Annotated in this window: 12 protein-coding genes; 8 read left to right on the plus strand and 4 right to left on the minus strand. The window is 59.2% G+C overall.

What is annotated here, in order from left to right; genetic code table 11:
• Positions 1-41: 41 nt before the first annotated feature.
• The 7 genes from FEE99_RS09820 to FEE99_RS09850 all read left to right on the plus strand — a co-directional run bounded on the left by FEE99_RS09820 (position 42) and on the right by FEE99_RS09850 (position 7,584).
• The gene (locus FEE99_RS09820) at positions 42-1,043 is read left to right on the plus strand and encodes a response regulator (protein WP_041478162.1); all 1,002 of its coding nucleotides are present in this window, start codon (positions 42-44) and stop codon (positions 1,041-1,043) included.
• A 202-nt stretch (positions 1,044-1,245) separates the two neighbouring features.
• A protein-coding gene (prfB, locus tag FEE99_RS09825; RefSeq protein WP_099758102.1) for a peptide chain release factor 2 occupies positions 1,246-2,341 on the plus strand; the annotation gives its coding sequence in 2 pieces (ribosomal slippage) (positions 1,246-1,317 and positions 1,319-2,341; 1,095 coding nt in all).
• Between the two features lie 79 nt (positions 2,342-2,420).
• Complete coding sequence (gene lysS, locus FEE99_RS09830; protein ID WP_024011743.1) at positions 2,421-3,923, plus strand: lysine--tRNA ligase; 1,503 nt, start codon at positions 2,421-2,423, stop codon at positions 3,921-3,923.
• Positions 3,924-4,028: 105 nt separating this feature from the next.
• Positions 4,029-4,742 (plus strand): TetR/AcrR family transcriptional regulator, encoded by a 714-nt coding sequence (locus FEE99_RS09835; protein WP_016771505.1) that lies wholly within the window; start codon positions 4,029-4,031, stop codon positions 4,740-4,742.
• Positions 4,743-4,937: 195 nt separating this feature from the next.
• Positions 4,938-6,188 carry a flavohemoglobin expression-modulating QEGLA motif protein gene (locus FEE99_RS09840; protein WP_166554750.1) on the plus strand — a complete coding sequence of 417 codons (1,251 nt, stop codon included), beginning with the start codon at positions 4,938-4,940 and terminating at the stop codon, positions 6,186-6,188.
• A gap of 164 nt (positions 6,189-6,352) precedes the next feature.
• Complete coding sequence (locus FEE99_RS09845) at positions 6,353-7,258, plus strand: alpha/beta hydrolase (protein WP_041478161.1); 906 nt, start codon at positions 6,353-6,355, stop codon at positions 7,256-7,258.
• A complete protein-coding gene (locus FEE99_RS09850; RefSeq protein WP_041478159.1) occupies positions 7,255-7,584 on the plus strand; it encodes a hypothetical protein in 330 nt (109 codons plus the stop codon). Before FEE99_RS09845 ends, FEE99_RS09850 begins: the two co-directional genes overlap by 4 nt.
• Before the next feature lie 239 nt (positions 7,585-7,823).
• On the opposite strand, the gene FEE99_RS09855 is transcribed toward FEE99_RS09850, so the two are convergent.
• From FEE99_RS09855 to FEE99_RS09870, 4 genes are all read right to left on the minus strand, one after another.
• Positions 7,824-10,067, minus strand: a complete 2,244-nt coding sequence (locus tag FEE99_RS09855) for a hypothetical protein (RefSeq protein ID WP_052392156.1) — start codon at positions 10,065-10,067, stop codon at positions 7,824-7,826.
• 201 nt (positions 10,068-10,268) lie between these two features.
• Positions 10,269-11,057 (minus strand): OmpA family protein, encoded by a 789-nt coding sequence (locus tag FEE99_RS09860; protein ID WP_024011746.1) that lies wholly within the window; start codon positions 11,055-11,057, stop codon positions 10,269-10,271.
• A gap of 55 nt (positions 11,058-11,112) precedes the next feature.
• The gene (locus FEE99_RS09865) at positions 11,113-11,517 is read right to left on the minus strand and encodes a DUF4398 domain-containing protein (RefSeq protein WP_024011747.1); all 405 of its coding nucleotides are present in this window, start codon (positions 11,515-11,517) and stop codon (positions 11,113-11,115) included.
• Positions 11,518-11,883: 366 nt separating this feature from the next.
• The gene (locus FEE99_RS09870; RefSeq protein ID WP_016771500.1) at positions 11,884-12,228 is read right to left on the minus strand and encodes a hypothetical protein; all 345 of its coding nucleotides are present in this window, start codon (positions 12,226-12,228) and stop codon (positions 11,884-11,886) included.
• Positions 12,229-12,440: 212 nt separating this feature from the next.
• On the opposite strand from FEE99_RS09870, the gene ppc reads away from it, so the two are divergent.
• The gene (ppc, locus tag FEE99_RS09875; protein ID WP_041478158.1) at positions 12,441-15,071 is read left to right on the plus strand and encodes a phosphoenolpyruvate carboxylase; all 2,631 of its coding nucleotides are present in this window, start codon (positions 12,441-12,443) and stop codon (positions 15,069-15,071) included.
• The last annotated feature ends 156 nt before the right edge of the window (positions 15,072-15,227 follow it).

The raw sequence follows: 15,227 nt of genomic DNA on the forward strand, positions 1-15,227 counted from the left end.
GATCCGCAATCCAGGCCCCCGCAGTACTCAGGTGACCGCTCATGAATGATTTACAGATCGACGACATTAAAACCGACGAGAACGCCGCCATGGTGTTGTTGGTGGATGATCAGGCGATGATCGGCGAAGCGGTGCGCCGTGGGCTGTCGAATCAGGAAAACATCGACTTCCACTTCTGCTCCGACCCGCAGCAGGCCATCGCCCAGGCGGTGCGGATCAAACCGACGGTGATTCTCCAGGACCTGGTGATGCCCGGCCTCGATGGCCTGAGCCTGGTGCGCGAATACCGCAATCATCCGGCGACCAAGGACATCCCGATCATCGTTCTCTCGACCAAGGAAGACCCGCTGATCAAAAGCGCGGCGTTCTCCGCTGGCGCCAACGACTATCTGGTGAAACTGCCGGACACCATCGAACTGGTCGCGCGCATTCGTTATCACTCACGTTCCTACATGACATTGCTGCAACGCGACGCCGCGTACCGAGCGTTGCGGGTCAGCCAGCAGCAATTGCTCGACACCAATCTGGTGCTGCAACGGCTGATGAACTCCGATGGCCTGACCGGGCTGTCCAACCGCCGTCACTTCGACGAGTACCTGGAACTGGAGTGGCGCCGTTCGCTGCGTGATCAGACGCAGCTGTCATTACTGATGATCGACGTCGATTACTTCAAGTCGTACAACGACAGTTTTGGCCACGTTGAAGGCGACGAAGCCTTGCGCAAGGTCGCCACGGCGATCCGCGAGGCCAGTGCGCGACCGTCGGATCTGCCGGCGCGTTATGGCGGCGAGGAGTTTGTGCTGGTCCTGCCGAACACTTCACCGGGCGGCGCGCGGCTGTTGGCCGAGAAACTGCGCCAGACCGTGGCGGCGCTGAAAATTCCGCATAACACGCCGGCCGAGGGCTCCAGTCTGACCATCAGCATTGGTCTGGCGACTATGGTGCCGCAGGCGGGCAGTGATTGCCGGCTGCTGATTTCGGCGGCGGATCGCGGCTTGTATCTGGCCAAGAACAACGGGCGCAATCAGGTCGGGATCGAATAGGCCCGCGATCCTGGTAGGAGCTGCCGAAGGCTGCGATCTTTTGATCTTGAAAGCAAAATCAAAAGATCGCAGCCTTCGGCAGCTCCTACAGTGAGACTGTGTCAAGTGAATCACCTCCACACCCGCCAGACGGGCTGCCGCGACAGGCTGTTTACGTTATACTCGCCGGCTTTCAAAAGTTCGCCAACGAGTGCTGCCCGTCATGGAAATCAACCCGATCCTGAACACCATCAAGGACCTGTCCGAGCGCTCCGAAACTATTCGGGGGTATCTTTGACTACGATCAAAAGCATGAGCGTCTGACCGAGGTCAATCGCGAGCTTGAAGATCCGAGTGTCTGGAACAAACCTGAATACGCCCAGGAGCTGGGCCGCGAGCGTGCCGCGCTGGCGCAGATCGTCGACACTCTCGACGAACTGAACGGCGGTCTGGCCGATTGCCGCGACCTGCTGGACATGGCCGTCGAAGAGAACGACGAAGGCGCAGTGGGCGATGTCGTCGCCGAGCTGGCCCGTCTCGAGGAAAATCTGGCCAAGCTGGAATTCCGCCGCATGTTCAGCCATGAAATGGACCCGAACAACGCCTACCTGGACATCCAGGCCGGTTCCGGCGGCACCGAAGCGCAGGACTGGGCCAACATCCTGCTGCGCATGTACCTGCGCTGGGCTGACAAACGCGGTTTCGACGCAACCATCATGGAACTGTCCGCCGGTGAAGTCGCCGGGATCAAGGGCGCGACCGTGCACATCAAGGGCGAATACGCCTTTGGCTGGCTGCGTACCGAGATCGGCGTGCACCGTCTGGTGCGCAAGAGCCCGTTCGACTCCGGCAACCGTCGCCACACCTCGTTCTCCGCTGTTTTCGTCTCGCCAGAGATCGATGACAAGGTGGAAATCGAAATCAACCCGGCAGACCTGCGGATCGACACCTATCGTTCCTCCGGTGCCGGTGGTCAGCACGTAAACACCACCGACTCGGCCGTACGTATCACCCACGTACCGACCAACACCGTGGTCAGCTGCCAGAACGAACGTTCCCAGCACGCCAACAAGGACACCGCCATGAAAATGCTGCGGGCCAAGTTGTACGAGCAGGAAATGCAGAAGCGCAATGCGGCCTCGCAGGCGCTGGAAGACACCAAGTCCGATATCGGCTGGGGTCACCAGATCCGCTCTTACGTGCTCGATGCCTCGCGGATCAAGGATCTGCGTACCAACATCGAACGCAGCGATTGCGACAAGGTGCTCGATGGCGACATCGATGAGTACCTGGAAGCCAGCCTGAAATCCGGCCTGTAACACCCTCTGTGGGAGCGGGCTCGCCCGCGATCCCCAGCCGAAGGCTGGGGGCAACGAACCTGATGGAATACTTAAAGACATGAGCGACCTACAACTCGACCCGCAAGCCCTGCAACAGGAAGAAAACTCCCTGATCGCCCTGCGCAAGGAAAAGCTTGCTGCCGAGCGCGCCAAGGGCAATGCCTTCCCGAACGACTTCCGCCGCGACAACTACTGCGATGCCTTGCAGAAACAGTACGCGGACAAGACCAAGGAAGAGCTGGCAGAGGCTGCAATCCCGGTCAAGGTTGCCGGTCGCATCATGCTCAACCGTGGCTCGTTCATGGTGATCCAGGACATGACCGGGCGCATCCAGGTCTACGTCAACCGTAAGACGCTGTCCGAAGAAACCCTGGCCGCGGTGAAAACCTGGGACATGGGTGACATCATTGCTGCCGAAGGCACCCTGGCGCGTTCCGGCAAGGGCGACCTGTACGTTGAAATGACCAACGTGCGCTTGCTGACCAAGTCGCTGCGCCCGCTGCCGGACAAGCACCACGGCCTGACCGACACCGAGCAGCGCTACCGCCAGCGTTACGTCGACCTGATCGTCAACGAAGACGTGCGCCAGACCTTCCGCGTGCGTTCGCAAGTGATCGCACACATCCGCAGCTTCCTGATGAAGCGCGACTTCCTCGAAGTCGAAACGCCGATGCTGCAGACCATTCCCGGCGGCGCCGCAGCCAAGCCGTTCGAAACTCACCACAACGCGCTGGACATGGAAATGTTCCTGCGTATCGCTCCTGAGCTGTATCTGAAGCGTCTGGTGGTCGGTGGTTTCGAGAAAGTCTTCGAGATCAACCGTAACTTCCGTAACGAAGGCGTTTCGACTCGTCACAACCCTGAATTCACCATGTTGGAGTTCTATCAGGCTTATGCCGATTACGAAGACAACATGGACCTGACCGAAGAACTGTTCCGCGAGCTGGCGCAGCTGGTGCTGGGCAGCACCGACGTGCCATACGGCGACAAGGTGTTCCACTTCGGCGAGCCGTTCGTGCGTCTGTCGGTGTTCGACTCGATCCTCAAGTACAACCCTGAGCTGACTGCCGATGATCTGAACGACATCGACAAGGCTCGCGCCATCGCCAAGAAGGCCGGCGCCAAGGTGCTGGGTTTCGAAGGTCTGGGCAAACTGCAGGTGATGATTTTCGAAGAGCTGGTCGAGCACAAGCTGGAGCAGCCGCACTTCATCACTCAGTACCCGTTCGAAGTGTCGCCGCTGGCCCGTCGCAACGACGAAAACCCGAACGTCACCGACCGCTTCGAGCTGTTCATCGGTGGTCGTGAAATCGCCAACGCCTACTCCGAGTTGAACGACGCCGAAGACCAGGCCGAGCGCTTCATGGCGCAGGTGGCCGACAAGGACGCCGGCGACGACGAAGCCATGCATTACGACGCCGACTTCGTCCGTGCGCTGGAGTACGGCATGCCGCCAACCGCCGGCGAAGGTATCGGCATCGATCGTCTGGTGATGTTGCTGACCAACTCGCCGTCGATCCGCGATGTGATCCTGTTCCCGCACATGCGACCGCAAGCGTAAACGTTTCAGTTGAAAAGCCGCCTAAAACAGGCGGCTTTTTATTGCCTGTCTGGTACAAATGTATCAATTGGTTAATTTGGCATTAGTAGAGGAAGTGCTGTCGTGATGGGTGCATTAGCTCAAGAAGGTGCAGCGGGTATCGCCACTGCGGTCGCTGAAAGTGTTCAGTACCAGGGCCGCAAGGCCAGCCGACAGGGCAGTGAGCAGCGTCGCCAGGACATTCTCGACGCAGCGATGCGCATTGTCGTGCGCGACGGCGTGCGAGCCGTGCGCCATCGTGCGGTCGCGGCGGAGGCCGGTGTGCCGCTGTCGGCGACCACGTATTATTTCAAGGACATCGATGACCTGCTCACCGATACCTTCGCCCAATACGTTGAACGCAGCGCGGCGTACATGGCCAAGTTGTGGATCAATAACGAAGGTCTGCTGCGCGAAATGGTGGTCAGCGCCGACGGCAGCCCGGAGTCGCGCTCGCAACTGGCCGATGACATCGCGCGGCTGATGGCCGATTACGTGCACCGGCAACTGATCAACCGCCGCGAGCATCTGATGGCCGAGCAGGCGTTCCGCCAGGAAGCGCTGCTCAACCCGCGTCTGGCCATTCTGGTGCGCTCCCACCAGCAGATTCTGTTGCAGGGCACCTGCCAGTTGTTCCAGGTACTGGGCTCGCGCGAACCGCAGCAGGATGCCAAGGTGTTGACGGCGATTATCGGCCGGATGGAATATCAGGGCCTGCTCAACGACGCCGAGCCTCTGGCCGAAGAGGACATGCTCGGGATTCTGACGCGGTATATGCACCTTGTATTGGCGTCGGTGTAACACAATGTCGTCCGTCTGACGCCGATCCCCCTGTAGGAGCTGCCGAAGGCTGCGATCTTTTGATCTGCTTTTAGAAGACCAAGGTCAAAAGATCGCAGCCTTCGGCAGCTCCTACAGGGAGCCCGCGCCCAGTCATTCAAAGCGTCACGTTTTCTACAGGAGTTTCGGGTGGACGATTACCAGCAGACGATACGCATGTTGTCCGATCGCATTGTGCTGGCGCAGACGCCGATCCGCGTGCTCGATGCGGTCAAGTGGGACGACAACGTGCGCAAGGGCTTCCTCAAGGCCAAAGGCAAGGAAATGCCGGCGGTGGATCGCGACTACTACCTCAACCGCCCGCTGTCGTTCGATTCGAGCCAGGTCAAACTGGAATTTCAGAACATCGAGCGCGACATCACCCGCCAGCTCGGCCAGTTCAACCCGGTCGGGCAGATCATGCGGCGCATGTGCAAGGAATACCGCATGGTGGTGCGCATGCTCGAGGCGCGCGGCACCGAGGACTTCGGCCTGATCTCGCAGGAGCTGTACGGCGCGGCGTCCGATGCCTTTCACGCCGGTGACCCGACATTGGCCGACCTCGGCCTGATGATGTCCGACTACCTGAACAACATCGACGGACGCGGCGATCTGAAGGACGAACCGAAAATCCTCACCGCCAAAGACGCGGTGCACCTGCTGCAAACCCGACTGAACAAGGTATTCGGTGAGGCCGAAGAAACCATTCGCGTGTTCGAGTCCGACGGCATCGTCGCCGACGCCGCGGCGGGCGCCGACTACATCAAGATCCGCACGGATGCGCTGTTCAACGACCGCGACGTGCGCGCACTGGAAGTCCACGAAGGTCTGGTGCACGTCGGCACTACGCTCAATGGCTTGAACCAGCCTATCTGCACTTTCCTGTCCAAAGGCCCGCCCTCGTCAACGGTCACCCAGGAAGGGCTGGCGATCCTGATGGAAATCATCACCTTCGCTTCTTACCCGAGTCGCCTGCGCAAACTGACCAACCGCACCCGTGCGATTCATATGGTCGAGGAGGGCGCCGACTTTTTGCAGATTTACGAATTCTTCCGCGAGCAGGGTTTCGAGATGGCCGAAAGCTACGGCAATGCCAGCCGGGTGTTCCGTGGCTCGACGCCCACCGGTCTGCCATTCACCAAAGACTTGTCCTACCTCAAGGGCTTCATCATGGTTTACAACTACATTCAGTTGGCCGTGCGCAAGGGCAAGCTCGAGCAGATTCCGCTGTTGTTCTGTGGCAAGACCACACTGGAAGACATGCGGACCTTGCGGCAACTGGTGGATGAAGGACTCGTGGTGCCGCCGAAATATCTACCGGATCAGTTCCGTGACTTGAATGCGTTGTCTGCGTGGATGTGTTTCTCCAACTTCCTCAACCATTTGAGTCTGGACCGGATTGAGGCTGACTACTCCAATATCCTCTAACCCAAACACAATCCCCTGTGGGAGCTGGCTTGCCAGCGATTGCATTCTGTCAGTCAATATTGATGTTAGCTGACCCACCGCCATCGCTGGCAAGCCAGCTCCCACAGGGTTGTTTGTTTTTCTCTGAATCGATTGTTTGCCCATTTCTTGCGAGGTTTCACCGGATGAGAATCCTCGGCATCCTTTGCCTGCTCTTGACCCTCAGCGGTTGCAGTTCGCTGCTGTTCTACCCTGAACCGGGCCAGATATTTACTCCGGACAAAGCCAAACTCGAATACCGCACTGTCACTCTGAACACCGCTGATGGCTTGAAGCTCAACGCGTGGTGGCTGCCGGCCAAACCTGGTGTTGAGGTCAAAGGCACGGTCCTGCATCTGCACGGCAACGGCGGCAATCTGCCGATGCATCTGGGTGGCAGCTGGTGGTTGCCGAAGAATGGCTATCAGGTACTGCTGGTCGACTATCGCGGTTACGGTTTGTCCGAAGGCAAGCCGAGCCTGCCGGCGATCTATCAGGACATCGACGCCGCGTTTGCCTGGCTCGACAACGCGCCCGAAGTCAAAGGCAAGCCGCTGGTGCTGCTCGGGCAGAGCCTCGGCGGCGCGATGTCGGTGCATTGGCTGGCGCAGCACCCGGAGCGGCAAAAACAGCTGAAAGCGCTGGTGCTAGACGGTGTGCCCGCCAGCTATCGCAGTGTCGGCCAATTCGCCCTCAGCACTTCGTGGCTGACCTGGCCGTTGCAGGTGCCGCTGTCGTGGCTGGTGCCGGATGGCGACAGCGCGATCAACTCGATGGCGCAGCTGACCGGCGTGCCCAAGCTGATCTTCCACAGCATCGACGATCCGCTGGTGCCGATGGCCAACGGCATTCGTCTGTATCAGGCCGCGCCGCCGCCGCGGGTGTTGCAGCTGACCCGTGGCGGTCACGTGCAAACGTTCGGCGACCCGGTGTGGCGTCAGGTCATGCTGCGCTATCTCGACGATCCCGAGCACTTCGACGGCCTGCGCCGCCTCGGCGAAATCCCCAACTATCCGCCGCCCCCGAATTCTGAAGACGAGAGCCCGCAATGACTGAAGAACGTAATGCCATCCCGCTGATCATCACCGGTATCTGCAGCATCCTCGGCACCGTCGGGGCGCTGTGGTACTACGGCTACCTGCATTTTGCCAAGCCGGAGGATGCGTTGCTGCTCAGCGAATTCACCATGCTCAAGACCGTACCGGGCGAGGACTACAAAGTCTCGCTGACCCCCGCGCCGCAAGTGGCGCAGTGCATTGATGGCGTGCTGGTGTTGTTTGATACCGAGCAGAAAGGGTTGACCGGTGTGTTGATCAATGGCCAGAAAAAGGCTGTGCGCTGCATGGGGGAGGAGACGCCGCAGAAGCTGGAGCAGTGATTCTGCTGGATCACTTTCCCCCTCTCCCATTGGGAGAGGGGACTGACCGAGGTGTATTCCGCCATACATCGACCTGAGAGACCGTGTCGATTGTGGATTCAATAAAGCACTTTCAGATCGATGTAACTCTAGGGCATCCCCCAATCGGCTCCCTCTCCCTCGGGGGAGGGTTGGGGTGAGGGGCTACAGTACGAAACTTAACAAAGAGCCCCTCCATTTGAACGAAGGAGCTTTTACAGCTAAGGGCTGGCTGTCACCGTGATTTTTCGATTGGCACTCCACGGTGAGCGCTTACCGTCAATGCTTTGCCATGCAGTCATGGAAAACGGGCCGACGGGTAAGCTCCAGACACTTTGCACCGACCAGTTGCCGTAAGCATCGGCATCTGTTTCCGCCAGTATGTTGTAAGGGCCGTTAACCTTGGTGACCCGGATATGGGCACCCGGTAGCGCTTTTCCCGAGAGCAGCGGATTTTGGCCGCTTTTACTGCCCTCCACCGGTGTGTCGATAACAGGCGCTGCGGGTGCGTCAGTTACCGTGATTTTTCGATTGGCGCTCCAGGGTGAGCGATGGCCATCGATACTTTGCCATGCAGTCATGGAAAACGGGCCGACGGGTAAAGTCCAGACACTTTGCACCGACCAGTTGCCATAGTCATCGGCGTCTGTTTCCGCCAGTACCTCGTAAGGGCCGTAGACCTTGGACACACGGATATGTGCGCGCGGAACAGCTTTGCCGGAGAGCAGAGGGTTTTGACCACTGTCACTACCCTCTAGTGGGGTTTCTATGACTGGCGCCTCGAGCGTATCAATTACCTTGATTGTTCTATTGGCACTCCACGGCGAGCGCTTACCATCAATGCTTTGCCAGGCTGTCATGGAAAAAGGCCCTGAGGGTAATGTCCAGACACTTCGCACTGACCATTTGCCATAGGCATCAGCGTCTGTTTCCGCCAGTATTTCGTAAGGGCCGTAAACGCGGGTTACGCGAATATGGGCGCCAGGCAATGCTGTGCCTGAAAGCAAAGGGTTGTAACCGGAGTCAGCGTTTTCCACTGGCCTGGAGATAACCGGGGGAGGCACATTCACGATATCAACAACGTTGAATAAACGCTGCTCGGACGGCCCCGAGACTCTGTCGCCAAAGTACTGCCGAAGCACAAGTGCATTGGGGCCTGATGGCCTATCGGTAGGAGGGGTTATTGACCACCTGCCTTGTACATCCGCGATAGCTGTTGCGAAGAAAGTCTCCGGGGTTGCGGCTTCTGCTACCTTGATCGTTGCTCCCGGTCGCGCCGTTCCAGTGATCAAAGGTTTCAGCGTTGTTGTAGCGTTCTGCTCGGGTGTCATGACCAGCGGTGGCACGACTGTCGTTGTGCAATATGGGAGGCCTTGTCCGTTTATTGCAATTGCGAGCGATGCACCAGCCTTATCCGTCGCACAGACTTTGATTTTGATTTTTGCCGTCGCGTCTTCCAGCGTCCGTCCTGGCTGCAGGGTAGGATCGTTCGTTGTGGCAGTTTCTGGCGAGGCATCCAATTGCACGTTGCGCACCGTCCCGTTCAGTGACGAGTACCTGATCCAGACGCCGGTCACGCGATTATCGGTGGGAGAAAATTCGTCGAATGGTGTGGGCTGGCGGTACTCAAGCGCTATCAACTGAGGTTCTGTGGGCCGATTGATCATGTAAAGTTGAGGCCCTTCCTTACCCAATACCCCCAGGCGGTACAGACCTGTCTTACTGATCACGGCGGCTTGCGAGTCATCTAGCCAGCCGGAAAACCACCGGTTGATTGCCGGATAGAGTGTTCCGCCACCCGATACCGAGTCTCCAGTATCACCATACCCGACCGGGCTGCACTCTTCAGGAGCCTGAACAACGTCGTTACTCACCGGACATTTGGTATAAGTGCCGCCATGTGGGTATCCCAGATTGTGGCCGAATTCGTGCTTCCATGTATGCGGTGAGCCCGGCATACCTTTAACCCAAATCCAGTTTCCCGGCACCGTAGCGATTGCGCCGCCGCCACAGGGGACCGCCACAAAGAGGAATGGAAAACCTGCGGGATCAATGTTTTGTGCACGGGCCGCTTTGCGTCCTGCGTCGAGACTGCCTGAAGCGGAGCATGTTGCAGGTTTTGGACCGAAATCTGCCTCGATCTGTGTGCCTTCCAGTTTCAGTTTATTGCCGGAGGCAGCGAGGATGTAGGAGCGCAATGAATTCCAGTGCGTTGAGAAAGTTTGCTCAGCAATTTTTCCGGAGTCCAGGCCCGGTTCGCCTGACCAGTGCCCGACCACCAGCAATACCTTTTGAACGCCTGTGATGGGGCGTTTTATCGAGGGAGTCAGTAGTTCGGGATCGGTGCTGATGACCATGTCATCGGGATCATACAAAGGCTCTGGTGGGATTGCCGCGTTGCTCCAGCTCATCGCTGCATGGAGTAGTGTCGACAAAAATCCGACTGCGATGATTGATCGTTTCATCGGGGAATCCTTGTGAGGATCAGGCTGACAGGTAACAGCCTCTTCCAAGTACCGATCCTCGTCCACTGTCATAGTTGACAGTGGACTTCGCTTTCGGAAGACGAAACGGTCATGGGAATTGAGTCAACCGACTTTCACACTTCCACAAAAAAAGCCCCGCCTGATCAAGTCAGGCGGGGCTTTTGCGTTACCGGGTGAAGCTTAGTTCGAGCTCACCGAAGAACGCGGTGCTACTGGCTGGTTGTCGTTGGAAATGGTCACTTCCACACGACGGTTCATCGCCCGGCCCGAGACGCTGCCGTTATCCGCTACCGGATATTCCTTGCCATAACCCTGAGCGACGATGCGCGAAGGGTCGACGCCCATCTTGATCAGGGCCATCTGCACGGAAGTCGCGCGACGCTCGGACAGCGACTGGTTGTAGCTCGCGGTGCCGGTGCTGTCGGTGTAACCCTCGACGATCACTTTGCGATCCGGGTTTTCCTGGAGGAATTGCGCCAGTTTGTTGATGTTCACCAGGCCGCTGGATTTCAGATCAGCCTTGTTGGTGGCGAACAGCACGTCACCGAAAGTCACCAGCGTACCGCGATCAGTCTGCTTGGCGTTGAGGCTGTCCTGCAGCTGTTTGATCTGCTGGTCACGGGCATCCAGACGAGCCTGGGCACGTTGCGCAGCAGCGTTTTTCAGGTTGTTTTCAGCGGTGCGCAGAGCGATGGTCTGCTTGGCCACTTCCACGCGCTGGTTGGTCAGGTAAGCCAGTTGGTCAACCTTGGCTGCATCTTCTTTGTCCAGATAAGCCTTGTCGGCCTTGTCCAGGTAATCGCTGGCGTCTTTGGTTTCCAGTGCCGCGACTTTGCTCGCCTGTGGGTTGGCCTGCAGGCCGGCGTAGTTGGTGCGCGCCTGCTCCAGGTTCGGGTTAGGCGGGGTGGAGCAGGCTGCCAGTGCAACGCTTGCGGCCAGAAGAGCGGGAATCATCAGTTGCTTACGCATAATTTTTCGTCCTTTCTATCGGTAAGAGTTTCAGCTTTGCGGTCGGGATGCGCGCTTACTGCACAGTGCGCTGGCTTTCCTGACGCAGTTCCTGAACACCTTTCTGGGAATCCTTCACAGCCTGTTCGGCCTTGGCGGCCTGAGCCTTGCGTTCAGCGACGCGAGCGTCCCATTCAGCCTGTTCGGACAGGCGACGGGCTTCGTCATACTTCTTGTCGTGCATGGCGATTTCAGCTTGTTTCAGTTTGTCCTGAGCCTGCTTCATTTCCACCGCAGCGAATTCGGTACCGCCAGCGCTGACGGCGCTGTTCACAGCCGATTGGGTCACGGCGTACTGCTCGGTCGGTGGGTTACCGGCGCAACCGGCCAGTACGAAGCTGGTGCCGATGGCCAGAGCGGCCAGTTTCAGACCGCGCAGGTGGGAAAACGAGGTTTGGGTTTTCATGGTCTTCAACTCCATTAGGCATCTCCTGAAAATACAACTGAATCCATCCTGGCAGAGGAAGCGAAAGCATCGCTTGTAGACGCGAATTGAAACGCTCGTTCCAGGCGTGGTTACCTGTTCCGACCGGCGGCATTTTTGAAAAGTTCAGAAAAGATGGCCTATCGCCAAAAATTTAATTGACCGTTTGGACAAGGCTCTGGGGCGGGAACTTTGGGGCTTTGGAGCGGTACGCGCGGGTGAGTTTTAAGGTGATATCAGGGATGATCAATACCCTGTGGGAGCTGGCTTGCCAGCGATGAGGCCATCGTGCTCAGCACATCTTTGACTGAACTGCCGCTATCGCGGGCAAGCCCGCTCCCACATTTTTCTCGGTGTCAGGAATCAGTGCTTCTGCTTGTTCTCAGCCGAGGACAGATCATGCAAATGCCGCCGCGATAACGCCAGAAAACGCGGCGTCGGGCCAACATCTTCATACAGCGGATCACCTTCCTCATCCGTCGCCACCACTGTTGAACCCTTCACATACGGCAGGCTCGCTTCGAACTCCTCAAGCGCGGCGCCGATCAGCTCGCCGAGCAGTTCCTCGGGGTGACGCTTGGGGTACATTTCGGCAATCGCCGCCAGCCTTGCGGCGGCTTCGACGTCCAGATGAATCGTGTAGCCGGTGTCGGTCAGGCGACCTTTGGCGTTTTCTTCCCAATGCTGGGCGAGTTCACGAATTTTCATGATGACCTCATTTAGCGCCTGCTGATGGCAGGCCTGGGTGAGTGTCCGGCAGCGCCGGCGGCGGGCCGTCGTACGGCTTACTGTTGAGACTGGCTTTCGCGCGCAAGGTTTAAGTCGATTCGTCGCCTGCTTGTAAGAAGCGGCGCAGAGCGGCACTCTCTGGCAAAGCATTCGTTTCTGCGCTGTCCCCGATTACCGCTGGAGAACTGCTGATGACCGATATTGATGCACGCTTGCGCGAAGATGTTCACCTGCTCGGAGAGCTGTTGGGCAACACCATTCGAGACCAGTACGGCGAGGCGTTCCTCGACAAGATCGAGCAGATTCGCAAAGGCGCCAAGGCCGACCGGCGCGGCTCGATGGACGCTGAACTGAGCGCCAGCCTCAATCAATTGAGTGAAGACGAATTGCTCCCGGTCGCGCGGGCCTTCAATCAGTTTCTCAACCTGGCGAACATTGCCGAGCAGTACCAGCTGATCCATCGCCGCGAGGAGTCGCAACCGGCGCCGTTCGAGTCGCGGGTGTTGCCGGAACTGCTCGCGCGCCTGCGCAGCGAAGGGCACAGCGCCGAATCTCTGGCCCGGCAACTGGCGCGGCTGGAAATCGAACTGGTGCTGACCGCGCATCCGACAGAAGTGGCGCGACGCACGTTGATCCAGAAGTACGACGCGATCGCCGCGCAACTGGCCGCGCAGGATCATCGCGACCTGACCAGCGCCGAGCGCGAGCAGATCCAGAGCAAACTGCAACGGCTGATCGCCGAAGCCTGGCACACCGAAGAAATCCGCCGCATCCGCCCGACGCCGGTCGATGAAGCCAAGTGGGGCTTCGCGGTGATCGAGCATTCGTTGTGGCAGGCGATCCCCAACCATATGCGCAAAGCCGATCAGGCGCTGTTCGCCGCTACGGGCCTGCGCTTGCCGCTGGAAGCCGCGCCGATCCGCTTCGCTTCGTGGATGGGCGGCGACCGTGACGGCAACCCCAATGTCACCGCCGCCGTCACTCGCGAAGTCTTGCTGCTGGCGCGCTGGATGGCCGCTGATTTGTACCTGCGCGATGTCGATCATCTTGCTGCCGAGCTGTCGATGCAGCAGGCCAGCGATGCGCTGAAGGCCAAGGCTGGCGACAGTGCCGAACCGTATCGCGCGGTGCTCAAGCAACTGCGCGAACGCCTGCGCGCCACACGCAACTGGGCGCATGCCGCGTTGACCGCGCCGACCCCGGCAACCGCCGATGTGCTGCACGATAATCGCGATCTGCTCGAGCCTTTGCAGTTGTGTTTCAACTCGCTGCACGAATGCGGCATGGGCGTCATCGCCGACGGGCCGTTGCTCGATTGCCTGCGTCGGGCGGTGACGTTCGGCCTGTTCCTGGTGCGCCTCGATGTGCGTCAGGATTCGACGCGGCACAGCTCGGCGATGACAGAAATCACCGATTACCTCGGCCTCGGCCGCTATGAGGAATGGGACGAAGAACAGCGCATCGACTTCCTTACCGAGGAGCTGAGCAACCGTCGTCCGTTGCTGCCCGCGCATTTCAAACCGTCGGCGGACACCGCTGAAGTGCTCAACACCTGCAAGGAAATCGCTGCCGCGCCTGCTGCTTCGCTGGGCTCCTACGTGATCTCCATGGCTGGCGCGGCTTCCGATGTGCTCGCGGTGCAACTGCTGCTCAAGGAATCCGGCGTACTGCGGCCGATGCGCGTGGTGCCGCTGTTCGAGACCCTCGCCGACCTCGACAACGCCGGGCCGGTGATGGAACGTCTGCTGCTGTTGCCGGGCTATCGCGCGCGTTTGCACGGTCCGCAGGAAGTGATGATCGGCTATTCCGACTCGGCCAAGGATGCCGGCACCACCGCTGCGGCGTGGGCGCAATATCGGGCGCAGGAACGACTGGTGGAAATCTGCCGTGAGCAGCAAGTCGAGCTGCTGCTGTTCCACGGTCGCGGCGGCACCGTTGGCCGTGGCGGCGGTCCGGCGCACGCGGCGATTCTGTCGCAACCACCGGGTTCGGTGGCGGGACGTTTCCGCACCACCGAGCAGGGAGAAATGATTCGTTTCAAATTCGGCCTGCCGGACATCGCCGAGCAAAACCTCAATCTGTATCTGGCCGCCGTGCTCGAAGCGACCTTGCTGCCACCGCCGCCGCCGACGCCTGAATGGCGCCATCTGATGGACGAATTGGCGGCGGACGGTGTCAGCGCTTACCGCCAGGTGGTGCGGGAAAATCCGCAATTCGTCGAGTATTTCCGGCAGTCGACCCCGGAGCAGGAATTGGGACGTTTGCCTCTGGGCAGTCGCCCGGCCAAACGTCGCGCCGGCGGTATCGAAAGCCTGCGGGCGATCCCGTGGATTTTCGGTTGGACCCAAACCCGATTGATGTTGCCGGCCTGGCTGGGTTGGGAGACTGCGTTGAGCAAGGCGCTGGAGCGCGGCGAAGGTGAGTTGCTGGGGCAAATGCGCGAACAATGGCCGTTCTTTCGCACTCGCATCGATATGCTGGAAATGGTTCTGGCCAAGGCTGATGCGGATATTGCGCAGTCCTACGACGAGCGTCTGGTTGAAGCTGATCTGCTGCCGTTGGGCGCGCAGTTACGCGACCTATTGTCGCAGGCATGCACCGTCGTGCTCGGTCTGACCGGGCAGTCGCAGCTGCTGGCGCACAGCCCGGACACCCTCGAATTCATCCGCTTGCGCAACACCTACCTCGACCCGCTGCATCTATTGCAGGCGGAACTGTTGGCGCGTTCGCGGCAGCAGGATGTCGAGCAGGGCAGCCCGGTGGAACAGGCGCTGCTGGTGTCTGTGGCGGGGATTGCCGCCGGATTGCGCAATACCGGCTAAGGTTGCTGATCACCTCAGGCGGCATTCGCGACAAGGGTCGGATGCCGCTTCTCCTGCTGTAGGAAAGTGCCGCGAGGCGACAGTTAATGTAGGGGTTGCGACTTGGGTTACCGCGTCGCGAGGTCACGGCGGGCGTCGGTTTCTCCGACTTTTGGC

The organism is Pseudomonas sp. ef1, assembly GCF_007293365.2.
GTDB classification, from domain to species: Bacteria; Pseudomonadota; Gammaproteobacteria; order Pseudomonadales; family Pseudomonadaceae; genus Aquipseudomonas; species Aquipseudomonas siliginis.